Genomic DNA, 11,134 nt, shown 5'->3' with positions numbered 1-11,134 from the left:
GCCCCGCACACCCCGCCCCGTAGGCTCGCCCCACCATGACGACCGTACGTATCCCCGCCGACTGGCCCACCACCGAAGCCCAAGCACGCGCCGTTCAGGACGAGTTGAGGTCCCGCGTCGACCCGCGCGAGGCCGGACCGCCGCCCGGCACCGGCACGGTCACCGGGGTCGACGTGGCGTACGACGACGAGCGGGACGTCGTCGTCGCGGCGGCCGTCGTCCTCGATGCCGGGAACCTGGAGGTCGTCGAGGAGGCCACCGCCGTGGGCCGGGTCTGCTTCCCGTACGTACCGGGGCTGCTCGCCTTCCGTGAACTGCCCACCGTGCTGGCCGTCCTCGACCGGCTCACCGCCGCGCCCGGCCTCGTCGTCTGCGACGGGTACGGCCGCGCCCACCCGCGCCGCTTCGGGCTCGCCAGCCACCTGGGCGTACTCACCGAGCTGCCGACGATCGGGGTCGCGAAGAACCCGTTCACCTTCACGTACGAGGCGCCGGGCGAGCGGCGCGGCAGCACCTCGCCGCTGGTCGACGCCGCGGCGGACGGCGAGGAGGTGGGCCGGGCGGTGCGCACCCAGGACGGCGTCAAGCCGGTCTTCGTCTCCGCGGGCCACCGGGTGCGCCTGGACACCGCGGTGGCCCACACGCTCCACCTCACGCCCCGCTACCGCCTGCCGGAGACCACCCGCCGCGCGGACGCCCTGTGCCGACGCGCGCTGGCGGAGGCGACGCGCTGACGGCACCCGGCAGGCGGGGCAGCGCTCAGCGCGGCCCCCGTGCCACCCGGAATGTGATCCCCGCCGCCACAAGCCGCGCCCGGAGCGCGTCGCCCATGGCCACGGCGGTGGTGACCTGGCCGGACGTCTCGGGCAGCTCGTCGAAGGCGAGGCAGAGCGCGGACTCGGCGAACATCTTCGCCGTCTCGTCGTAGCCGGGGTCGCCGCCCGCCACCTCGGTGTACACGCGCTGCCCGCCGCCGTCGCCCACGAAGCGCACCGAGAACCAGCTCCTCGCCCGCCGCTCCGCGCTCGGGCCCTCGCCCGGCTTGACCCGGTCCGACAACCAGCGCCGCGCGGGCGGCAGTTGGGCGGCCGTGGCCAGCGCGCCAAGGGCAGCCGCGCCGCCGACCGCCACCGGGAGGTGCTTCACGGCGGCGTATTGGCGGTAACGGAAGTCCGGCCCGTACCGCTCAAGGGCGCGCGCCGAGCGCTGCACGATCTGCGGGTCGACCGTCGGCAGCGGCAGCGCCCACGCGTCGACCTCCTTCGCGTACCGGGGCGCGCTCACCGGCGCGTACGCCCGTCGGCCGACCAGGCGCGGCTCGTGCCTGCGGCGGTCCCGCGCGGCGGCCGCCGTCTGCCGGCCGCGGGCGAACGCGGTGAGCGCGGAGGCGAACGTTCCGCCGGAGGGCGCCGCGTTGGTGCGCACGTAGCCGTCGACCCGCAGCGGTACGCCCTCCGGCAGTTGCTGCACGGTGAAGTGCACGCCGAGGTCGTACGGGATCGAGTCGAAGCCGCAGGCGTGCACCAGGCGCGCACCGGTCTCACGCGCGCGTGCGTCGTGCCGCACATAGGTGAGGTCCACGAACTCCGGCTCGCCCGTGAGGTCCAGATAGTCGGTGCCCGCCTCGGCGCAGGCCGCGACGAGGTCCTGCCCGTACGTGATGTACGGGCCGACCGTGGTGGCCACCACGCGCGCGTGCTCCGCGATCTCCCGCAGCCCGGCCGGGTCGTCGGCCTCCGCGTGCAGCAGCGGCAGCCCGGCGAGTTCCGGGTCGATCCGGGTGAGCCGCTCGCGCAGCCGCTCCAACTTGGCCGCGCTGCGCCCCGCGAGCGCCCACCGCAGCCCGTCGGGGGCGTGCTCCGCGAGGTACTCGGCGATCAGCGTCCCGACGAATCCCGTCGCCCCGACGAGCACGATGTCGTACGTCCGTGCCGCCCCGGCTCCGCCCGTCACGGCCTTGTCGTCCTCTGTGCCCATGACACCCCTCAGTCGTGCCCGTGCCGTTGTCGGTGGCCGAGGCTAGCGTGAGGGTGACCCGGCCGTTCGAGCGCCCCGGAGGGACCATGCCCGAGCCGAAGAGTCCATCGCGCGGGGCGCCCGTGGCCGTGCGCAGGAAGTGGGCGCGGGTGCGTGCCTTCGCGCTCGGGCTTCCGGGCGCCGTCGAGGAGTTCCCGTGGGGCGAGTCGGTCGCCAAGGTGAACAAGAAGGTGTTCGTCTTCCTCGGTGTCGAGGACGGCAGTTGGCCGCTCGCCGTGACCGTCAAGCTCAGGGGCGAGGAGGCGCACGCCCACGCGCTGACGTGCCCTGGGGCGGAGCCCGCGGGGTACGGCCTGGGGAAGGCCGGCTGGGTGCGCGTTCCGCTGGAGGAGCAGGGCGCGCCGGCGGCCGATCTGCTCTGCGACTGGGTGGAGGAGAGCTACCGCGTGATCGCGACGAAGAAGTGGATCGCGGAACTCGACGCCCGCTGAGACTGCCCACTGAAATGCCCGCCGAAAATGAATTTCTAAGCGCTTGCTCGCCAACCCTTGTGCGGAGTGGAACCCGTTCTTAACATCACTACTGTCACATCAGTAGTGTCACAGTGCTCTGGGGGCTCGATGGCAGGGACAGCAAGGGGTCAGAACGGTCCGCTGAGCGGGGTCCGCGTCGTCGAGCTGGCCGGTATCGGTCCTGGCCCGTTCGCCGCGATGCTCCTCGCGGACCTGGGCGCCGACGTGGTCCGCGTTGACCGCCCCGGCGGCGGCGGACTCGCGATCGATCCCGCGTACGACATCACCAACCGCAACAAGCGCTCGGTCCGTGTCGACCTCAAGTCGCCCGAGGGCCCTGACCAGGTGCTCGACCTGGTGGAGCGCGCCGACATCCTGATCGAGGGGTACCGCCCGGGTGTCGCCGAGCGGCTCGGCGTCGGCCCCGAGCAGTGCGCGGCCCGCAACTCCCGCCTTGTGTACGGGCGGATGACCGGCTGGGGCCAGGAAGGACCGCTCGCGCAGCGCGCCGGACACGACATCGGGTACATCGCGATCACCGGCACCCTCGGCATGATCGGCCGCCCGGACGAGGCCCCGGCGATCCCCGCCAACCTCGTCGGGGACTTCGCGGGCGGCTCGCTCTACCTCGTCGTCGGCCTCCTCGCCGCCCTCCAGCACGCGCGTGGCACCGGCGAGGGCCAGGTCGTGGACGCCGCCATCGTGGACGGCGCCACACACCTCGCGTCGATGATCCACGGCATGATGGCGGCCGGCGGCTGGCAGGACCGGCGCGGCTCCAACCTGCTCGACGGCGGCTGCCCGTTCTACGGCAACTACGAGACGGCGGACGGTGGTTACATGGCCGTCGGCGCCCTTGAGCAGCAGTTCTACGACGAGTTCGTCGAGCTCCTCGGCATTGCCGAGAAGGCCCCGGCCCGTAAGGACCTGGCCGCCTGGGGCGAGTTGAGGGACACCATCGCCGCCGCGTTCAAGACCCGTACGCGCGAGGAGTGGACGGCCGTCTTCGAGGGGTCCGACGCCTGTGTGGCGCCCGTCCTCTCGCTGCGCGAGGCTCCCGAGCACCCGCACCTCGCCGCGCGCGGCACGTTCGTCGAGCACAGCGGCATCACCCAGCCCGCGCCCGCGCCCCGCTTCTCCGCCACCCCCGCCGGCATCCGGCGCGGCCCCGCACAGCCCGGCGCCGACACCGCCGAGGTCGCCGCCGACTGGGACGTGCGCAGCCTGACCGTGGAGCAGCCGTGAACAGCCCGATAACGCCCACCCCGTACGCGAGTTGACCGGTCGGCACCGCGCCGGCCCCGTACAACAGAACCCGCCGAAGCCGGCCCCGCGCCGCACCCAGGAGGCCCCAGCATGACGTCGCAGACGCCCTCGGGCATGAAGCGCACGCTGTACGACGCCGACCACGAGGCGTTCCGCGAGACCGTGCGCACCTTCCTCGCCAAGGAGGTGACCCCGCACTACGAGCAGTGGGAGAAGGACGGCATCGTCTCCCGCGAGGCCTGGCGCGCCGCCGGGCGGCAGGGGCTGCTCGGGCTCGCCGTGCCCGAGGAGTTCGGCGGTGGTGGGAACGAAGACTTCCGCTACTCCGCCGTACTGGCCGAGGAATTCACCCGCGCCGGTGCGGCCGGGCTCGCTGTCGGGCTGCACAACGACATCATCGGGCCGTATCTGACCTCGCTCGCCACCGACGAGCAGAAGCGGCGCTGGCTGCCCGGGTTCTGCGACGGCTCGCTGATCACCGCCATCGCCATGACGGAACCCGGCGCGGGCTCCGACCTGCAGGGCATCCGCACCGCCGCCGAGGACAAGGGCGACCACTGGGTCCTCAACGGCTCCAAGACGTTCATCTCCAACGGCATCCTCGCGGACCTCGTCGTGGTCGTCGCCAAGACCACCCCCGAGGGCGGCGCGCACGGCCTGTCGCTGCTCGTCGTCGAGCGCGGCACGGAGGGCTTCGAGCGGGGCCGCAACCTCGACAAGATCGGCCAGAAGTCGCAGGACACCGCCGAGTTGTTCTTCCATGACGTGAAGGTGCCGAAGGAGAACCTGCTCGGCGAGCTCAACGGCGCGTTCATCCACCTGATGACCAACCTCGCGCAGGAGCGCATGGGCATCGCCGTCGCCGCGATAGCCGCCGCCGAGCACCTCCTGGACATCACCATGGAGTACGTGAAGGAGCGCGAGGCCTTCGGCCGTTCGATCTCCAAGTTCCAGCACATCCGCTTCGAGATCGCGGAGATGGCCACCGAGTGCGCCGTCACCCGCTCGTTCCTCGACCGCTGCATCGAGGACCACGACAAGGGCGAACTCGACGCCGTGCACGCGTCCATGGCCAAGTGGTGGGCCACCGAACTGCAGAAGCGCGTCGCCGACCGCTGCCTCCAACTGCACGGCGGATACGGCTACATGACCGAGTACCGCGTCGCGAGGGCCTTCACCGACGGCCGTATCCAGACCATCTACGGCGGCACGACCGAGATCATGAAGGAGATCATCGGCCGTTCGCTGCTGCCGTAGCCCTCGTTCTCCGCTCGTGAACCTCTCGTACAGCCACCCTCACCTCCCGCACCACGAAAGGCTTGAGACCTTGAGCACCGAAGCGTACGTGTACGACGCGATCCGCACCCCGCGCGGGCGCGGCAAGGCCAACGGGGCCCTGCACGGCACCAAGCCCATCGACCTGGTGGTCGGCCTGATCCACGAGATCAAGGCCCGCTTCCCCTCCCTCGACCCGGCGGCCATCGACGACATCGTGCTCGGTGTCGTCGGCCCGGTCGGCGACCAGGGCTCCGACATCGCCCGGATCGCCGCCATCGCCGCCGGCCTGCCCGACACCGTGGCCGGCGTCCAGGAGAACCGCTTCTGTGCCTCCGGCCTCGAAGCGGTCAACCTGGCCGCGATGAAGGTCCGTTCGGGCTGGGAGGACCTGGTCCTCGCGGGCGGCGTCGAGTCGATGTCACGCGTCCCGATGGCCTCGGACGGCGGCGCCTGGTTCGCGGACCCGATGACCAACTTCGAGACCGGCTTCGTGCCGCAGGGCATCGGTGCCGACCTGATCGCCACCATCGAGGGCTTCTCGCGGCGCGACGTCGACGAGTACGCGGCCCTGTCGCAGGAGCGCGCCGCCGCCGCCATCAAGGACGGCCGCTTCGAGCGCTCCGTCGTCCCCGTCAAGGACCGCAGCGGCCTGACCGTCCTCGACCACGACGAGTTCCCGCGCCCCGGCACCACCGCCGACTCGCTCGCCAAGCTCAAGCCGTCCTTCAAGGACATCGGCGACCTCGGCGGCTTCGACGCGGTGGCGCTGCAGAAGTACCACTGGGTCGAGCAGATCGACCACGTCCACCACGCCGGCAACTCCTCCGGCATCGTCGACGGCGCGTCCCTCGTCGCGATCGGCACGCGCGAGGTGGGGGAGCGGTACGGGATCGCGCCGCGCGCCCGGATCGTCTCGGCGGCCGTCTCCGGCTCCGAGCCGACGATCATGCTCACCGGCCCCGCGCCCGCCACCCGCAAGGCGCTCGCCAAGGCGGGCCTGACCATCGACGACATCGACCTGGTCGAGATCAACGAGGCCTTCGCGGCGGTCGTGCTGCGCTTCGTCAAGGACATGGGGCTCGACCTGGAGAAGGTCAACGTCAACGGTGGGGCGATCGCGCTCGGGCATCCGCTGGGTGCGACGGGCGCGATGATTCTCGGCACGCTGGTGGACGAGTTGGAGCGGCGGGATCTGCGGTACGGGTTGGCGACGCTCTGTGTGGGTGGCGGTATGGGTATCGCGACCGTCGTCGAGCGGCTTTAGCGCGCCGTAGGGGTGGCTGTTCGTCGCCGAGTGCGGGTGCGTCGTGGTTGCTCGCGCAGTTCCCCGCGCCCCTGAGATGCGCACTTCGTGCGGCATCTCCTCGGGGAAGCGGGGCGAAGCCCCAGCTTTCAGGGGCGCGGGGAACTGCGCGACCAGCCCCCACCGACCGGCAGTCGGCCGACGAACCCAGCCACCCACCCCAGTAGCCGTCAACGGCAACGCCCCCTCGCCGCACGAGACTTCACGGAGACAGACATGACAAGCACCATCCGCTGGGAACAGGACGACACCGGCATCGTCACCCTCGTCCTCGACGACCCCAACCAGTCCGCGAACACCATGAACCAGGCGTTCAAGGCATCCCTCACCGAGGTCGCCGACCGCCTGGAGGCCGAGAAGGAGAACGTCCGGGGCGTCATCTTCACCTCGGCCAAGAAGACCTTCTTCGCGGGCGGCGACCTGCACGACCTGATCCAGGTCACCCCCGAGACCGCGCACCTCGTCTTCGAGGGTGGCCAGAGCATCAAGCGCGACCTGCGCCGCATCGAGACCCTCGGCAAGCCCGTCGTCGCCGCCATCAACGGCGCGGCCCTCGGCGGCGGTTACGAGATCGCCCTCGCCTGCCACCACCGCATCGCCGTCGACAAGTCGAGCACGAAGATCGGCCTGCCCGAGGCCACCCTCGGCCTGCTCCCCGGAGGCGGCGGCGTCGCCCGTACCGTACGGCTGCTCGGCATCGCCGACGCGCTCCTGAAGGTGCTGCTCCAGGGCAACCAGTACAACCCGCAGCGCGCCCTGGACAACGGCCTGATCCATGAACTCGCCGCCGACCAGGACGAGTCGCTCGCCAAGGCCCGCGCCTTCATCGACGCCAACCCGGAGTCGGCGCAGCCCTGGGACAAGCCCGGCTACAGGATCCCCGGCGGCACCCCGGCCAACCCGAAGTTCGCGGCGAATCTGCCCGCCTTCCCGGCCAACCTCAAGAAGCAGACGGGCGGCGCGAACTACCCGGCGCAGCGGAACATCCTGGCCGCCGCAGTCGAGGGCTCGCAGGTCGACTTCGAGACCGCGCAGACCATCGAGGGGCGCTACTTCACCGAGCTCGCCGCCGGCCCGGTCTCCAAGAACATGATCCAGGCGTTCTTCTTCGACCTGCAGGCCGTCAACTCCGGCGCGAACCGCCCCAAGGGCATCGAGTCGAAGCCGGTCCGTAAGGCCGCCGTGCTCGGCGCGGGCATGATGGGCGCCGGAATCGCGTACTCCTGTGCGCTCGCCGGTATCGAGGTGGTCCTCAAGGACGTCACGCAGGAGTCCGCCGACAAGGGCAAGGCGTACTCGGCGAAGCTCTGCGAGAAGGCCGTGAGCCGTGGCCGTACGACGCAGGCCAAGGCGGACGCGCTGCTCGCCCGGATCACCGCGACCGCCGACCCGCAGGATCTCGCGGGCTGCGACGCGGTCATCGAGGCGGTCTTCGAGGACCCGGCGCTCAAGCACAAGGTCTTCCAGGAGATCCAGGACGTGGTGGAGCCGGACGCGCTGCTCTGCTCCAACACCTCCACGCTGCCGATCACCCAGCTCGCCGAGGGCGTCTCGCGCCCCGTCGACTTCATCGGCCTGCACTTCTTCTCGCCGGTCGACAAGATGCCGCTCGTCGAGATCATCAAGGGCGAGCGGACCGGCGACGAGGCGCTCGCCCGCGCCTTCGACCTGGTCCGGCAGATCAAGAAGACCCCGATCGTGGTGAACGACTCGCGCGGCTTCTTCACCTCGCGCGTCATCGGCCACTTCATGAACGAGGGCGTCGCGATGGTCGGCGAGGGCATCGAGCCCGCCTCCGTCGAGCAGGCCGCCGCCCAGGCCGGCTACCCGGCGAAGGTCCTCTCCCTGATGGACGAGCTGACCCTCACCCTGCCGCGCAAGATCCGCAACGAGACCCGTAAGGCCATCGAGGCCGAGGGCGGCAGCTGGCCCGAGCACCCGGCCGAGGGTGTCATCGACCGCATGGTCGACGAGTTCGAGCGCCCCGGCCGCAGCGGCGGCGCCGGCTTCTACGACTACGACGAGAACGGCAAGCGCGCGAAGCTCTGGCCGGGCCTGCGCGAGCACTTCACGAAGCCGGGGTACGAGATCCCGTTCCGTGACATGCAGGAGCGGATGCTGTTCTCCGAATCCCTCGACACCGTAAGGCTGTTGGAGGAGGGCGTCCTCACCTCGGTCGCGGACGCCAACATCGGCTCGATCTTCGGCATCGGCTTCCCGGGCTGGACCGGCGGCGTGCTGCAGTACATCAACGGCTACGAGGGCGGCCTGCCCGGCTTCGTGGCCCGCTCCCGCGAACTGGCCGAGCGGTACGGCGACCGCTTCCTGCCGCCCGCGCTGCTCGTGGAGAAGGCGGAGAAGGGTGAGAAGTTCAGCGACGCCTGAACCTGTCGCAGCCTGCGCCGTTGAAGGTCACGCCCGGAGCCCCCGTGCTCCGGGCGTGACCTTCGGCTGGTAGAACAGCTCGCGTACGCTGGTGGTTTTTGCGGAACGGAACAACGGGGGAGGATCCGCGTGAGGTTGAAGCCGGTCGTGTTCGCGGTCGTCGGTCTGTCCATGGCACTCTCGGCCTGCGGGGGCGCGGCTCCGGGCGGGGGCGGCGACAAGCCCGAGAAGCCCGACGAGCCCCAGCAGAGCGCGAGTTCACCCGGTCTGCCGGACGCCGACAAGCACATCGCACCCGCCGCGATCGTGGTGCCCATCATCCCCGGGCTCCTGCCCGAGCCGCTGAAGAAGCCCCGCGACTCCGACTTCTACGGCGATCTGCAGGGCACCAAGGGCACCATGAAGTGCACCGAAGCCGCGCGCTGCGAGGGCGTCGTCTCCGGCGCGATCAACGAGTACGGCACGGAGATGTTCGACGACGGCGGTGAGTACGCCCGCTTCGAGGTCTGGGAGTACCGCACCTCCATCAGCGCGCGCGGTGCGTACGACGCCTGGGAGAAGGAGATCAGCGGCAAGGCCAAGGGGTTCTACGCCCTGCCCAAGGGCCGTTACGGCGACCAGTACTCGGCGTCGACTCCCGTCGCGGGCGAGAAGAAGATGGGAGAGCGGATGCTCCTTGCCCGCCAGGGCAAGTACGTCGGCCTCATCACGACCTTCACGCGCGCGGACATCGCCGAGGGCAGCAAGCCCGGCCCGACCGCGCTCCTCGAACTCGGCAAGATGCAGGCCGAGCGGATGCGCCAGGCCGACCAGGGCAACGCACCGAGCGCCTCCGCCGCCCACGTGCAGCTGCCCGGCTGATCCGCGTCAGCCGCCCGCGTACCGCTCCCGCAGCTCGTCCTTGAGGGTCCGCTGGAAGGCGGTCACCAGGGCCTGCACCACCATCGGCTGCATGTGCGCGGACAGCTGCTTCATCGCGGCGACCGCCTCGGGGTCCCGCTCCTGCTCGTTGTACGGCCCCCACACCTCGTCCTGGAAGAGTCGCGTCAGCTCCTTCGCGGCCTCCCGGGAGTGGTCGAGCATCACGGTGCGGGCCGCGAGGATCGACTCAAGGCCGATCGGCACGTCGAGCAACCGCAGGCCGAGGTGGAGCATGCCGGGGTCGATACGGAACGTGTCCGCGTCCTCGGTGCGCTCAAGGACGTCCATCGCGGCGAGCCGGTCCACATCGGCCTCGGCGAGGGCCCGCCCCGCGCGCCGCTCCAGCTGCTCGCGGCTCATCTCCTCGTCGCTGTCCGGGATCCAGCTGGCGACGAGGGCACGGTGGATCGCCAGATCGTGCTCGCTCATGTCGGGCGGCAACTGCTCCAGGTACCGCTCGATGGCCGCGAGGGTCAGCCCGTGATGCTGGAGCTCCTCGATCAGCGCGAGCCGCGACAGATGATCCGGCCCGTACCGCCCGACCCGACGCGGACCGATCACGGGCGGCGGCAGCAGCCCACGGGTGCTGTAGAAGCGAATGGTCCGCACGGTGACCCCGGCCCGCGCGGCCAGCTCGTCGACCGTCAGGCTCGGCGCTTCGGTGGTCATGGCTGGGCTCCGTCTCGGGGTGGCACGTCGGTCTGGTGTAACAGTATTGCTGTCTCACCACTACAGGCATAGAGGGACCGGGGCAGATCGTCGCACGCCGGGCCCTCGACGCCGGGGCGGAAGGCGCGATGACGCGAACTGGCCGTAGTCTCCGCCCAGTTGGGCCTGCGGCCGGCGAGATCACTGCTGGACGTGCGTCCCGGCGGATATCTACAGTGACGCCGTTCAGCGCCGCGCCCTGCGGGTTGTCCGCCGCGTGAGAGAGGGAACCCGCCCATGCCCGAGCGCATCGTGACCTACCGCATCGGATCGGACCGCGAGCGCTACCACGTGCGTGCCGACTGCCCCTCCCTCACCGGCAAGCGCGAGACCTGCAACGACTTCGGGGCCGTCCCCGAGGGTGAGGCGCACGAGATGGGCCTGAGCGCCTGCCAGCGGTGCGACCGCTGACCCGACGACCCTGAGAGGAACGGACCGTGACCGCCGCCGAACCCGCCCGGCTCTCCGCGATCACCCGTGAGCAGGTCGCGGCCGCCGCCGGTGCGCGTAAGCCGCTGCATCACACCGACGGGCTCCCGGGCAGTTGGTATGTCCTCGTGGGCGTCACGCTCCACTACGTCCGCGACCTGGTCCAGGACGTCACCGGTGAGCAGCCGGACATCGTGGAGGCCCGGAAGGCGCTGCACGCCCTCGGGTTCCCGCTGTTCTGCCGGGCGAGCCACGGAATGGTCGACAAGGGGCACCCCTGGCACACCGGCCAGGCGGACTGACGGCCTCCGCGCACCTACACGCGCCCCCGCACTTACCCTCCGCACCCCCACCC

The 11,134-nt window shown here is 71.0% G+C and carries 11 protein-coding genes; 9 read left to right on the top strand and 2 right to left on the bottom strand.

Annotated features, from left to right (window positions below; all coding sequences use genetic code 11):
• The first annotated feature begins 35 nt into the window (after positions 1–35).
• The gene (locus GUY60_RS26305; RefSeq protein ID WP_161702108.1) at positions 36–734 is read left to right on the top strand and encodes an endonuclease V; all 699 of its coding nucleotides are present in this window, start codon (positions 36–38) and stop codon (positions 732–734) included.
• A gap of 25 nt (positions 735–759) precedes the next feature.
• Here GUY60_RS26305 and GUY60_RS26300 read toward each other — a convergent pair whose 3' ends face one another.
• Positions 760–1,977 carry a saccharopine dehydrogenase family protein gene (locus tag GUY60_RS26300; protein WP_161702106.1) on the bottom strand — a complete coding sequence of 406 codons (1,218 nt, stop codon included), beginning with the start codon at positions 1,975–1,977 and terminating at the stop codon, positions 760–762.
• Between the two features lie 86 nt (positions 1,978–2,063).
• Between GUY60_RS26300 and GUY60_RS26295 the strand changes: the two genes are divergently transcribed.
• The 6 genes from GUY60_RS26295 to GUY60_RS26270 all read left to right on the top strand — a co-directional run bounded on the left by GUY60_RS26295 (position 2,064) and on the right by GUY60_RS26270 (position 9,582).
• Complete coding sequence (locus GUY60_RS26295; RefSeq protein WP_161702104.1) at positions 2,064–2,468, top strand: MmcQ/YjbR family DNA-binding protein; 405 nt, start codon at positions 2,064–2,066, stop codon at positions 2,466–2,468.
• 129 nt (positions 2,469–2,597) lie between these two features.
• Positions 2,598–3,734, top strand: a complete 1,137-nt coding sequence (locus GUY60_RS26290; protein ID WP_161702103.1) for a CaiB/BaiF CoA transferase family protein — start codon at positions 2,598–2,600, stop codon at positions 3,732–3,734.
• 135 nt (positions 3,735–3,869) lie between these two features.
• Positions 3,870–5,012, top strand: coding sequence for an acyl-CoA dehydrogenase family protein (locus GUY60_RS26285; RefSeq protein ID WP_161702112.1), 1,143 nt, complete (start codon positions 3,870–3,872; stop codon positions 5,010–5,012).
• Between the two features lie 70 nt (positions 5,013–5,082).
• Positions 5,083–6,297, top strand: a complete 1,215-nt coding sequence (locus tag GUY60_RS26280; protein ID WP_161702101.1) for an acetyl-CoA C-acetyltransferase — start codon at positions 5,083–5,085, stop codon at positions 6,295–6,297.
• Positions 6,298–6,552: 255 nt separating this feature from the next.
• Entirely contained in the window at positions 6,553–8,721 is a 2,169-nt protein-coding gene (locus GUY60_RS26275; RefSeq protein WP_161702099.1) for a 3-hydroxyacyl-CoA dehydrogenase NAD-binding domain-containing protein, read from the top strand.
• Positions 8,722–8,850: 129 nt separating this feature from the next.
• Complete coding sequence (locus GUY60_RS26270; RefSeq protein WP_161702097.1) at positions 8,851–9,582, top strand: hypothetical protein; 732 nt, start codon at positions 8,851–8,853, stop codon at positions 9,580–9,582.
• A 6-nt stretch (positions 9,583–9,588) separates the two neighbouring features.
• Here GUY60_RS26270 and GUY60_RS26265 read toward each other — a convergent pair whose 3' ends face one another.
• Positions 9,589–10,311, bottom strand: a complete 723-nt coding sequence (locus GUY60_RS26265; protein ID WP_161702095.1) for a MerR family transcriptional regulator — start codon at positions 10,309–10,311, stop codon at positions 9,589–9,591.
• A gap of 276 nt (positions 10,312–10,587) precedes the next feature.
• Between GUY60_RS26265 and GUY60_RS26260 the strand changes: the two genes are divergently transcribed.
• Positions 10,588–10,761, top strand: coding sequence for a hypothetical protein (locus tag GUY60_RS26260; protein ID WP_161702093.1), 174 nt, complete (start codon positions 10,588–10,590; stop codon positions 10,759–10,761).
• Between the two features lie 26 nt (positions 10,762–10,787).
• On the top strand, positions 10,788–11,081 hold the full coding sequence (locus tag GUY60_RS26255) for a hypothetical protein (RefSeq protein ID WP_246235689.1): 294 nt from the start codon (positions 10,788–10,790) through the stop codon (positions 11,079–11,081).
• Positions 11,082–11,134: the final 53 nt, after the last annotated feature.

This window comes from Streptomyces boluensis, from assembly GCF_009908195.1.
GTDB lineage: Bacteria > Actinomycetota > Actinomycetes > Streptomycetales > Streptomycetaceae > Streptomyces > Streptomyces boluensis.
Note: the sequence above shows the minus strand (reverse complement) of the source record. Positions and strands in the feature narration are given on the sequence as shown.

Coding starts and splice junctions, on each gene's coding strand:
- GUY60_RS26285 (WP_161702112.1), top strand. CDS start 3,870: ATGAAGCGCACGCTGTACGACGCCGACCACGAGGCGTTCCGCGAGACC.
- GUY60_RS26290 (WP_161702103.1), top strand. CDS start 2,598: ATGGCAGGGACAGCAAGGGGTCAGAACGGTCCGCTGAGCGGGGTCCGC.
- GUY60_RS26300 (WP_161702106.1), bottom strand. CDS start 1,977: ATGGGCACAGAGGACGACAAGGCCGTGACGGGCGGAGCCGGGGCGGCA.
- GUY60_RS26275 (WP_161702099.1), top strand. CDS start 6,553: ATGACAAGCACCATCCGCTGGGAACAGGACGACACCGGCATCGTCACC.
- GUY60_RS26265 (WP_161702095.1), bottom strand. CDS start 10,311: ATGACCACCGAAGCGCCGAGCCTGACGGTCGACGAGCTGGCCGCGCGG.
- GUY60_RS26260 (WP_161702093.1), top strand. CDS start 10,588: ATGCCCGAGCGCATCGTGACCTACCGCATCGGATCGGACCGCGAGCGC.
- GUY60_RS26295 (WP_161702104.1), top strand. CDS start 2,064: ATGCCCGAGCCGAAGAGTCCATCGCGCGGGGCGCCCGTGGCCGTGCGC.
- GUY60_RS26305 (WP_161702108.1), top strand. CDS start 36: ATGACGACCGTACGTATCCCCGCCGACTGGCCCACCACCGAAGCCCAA.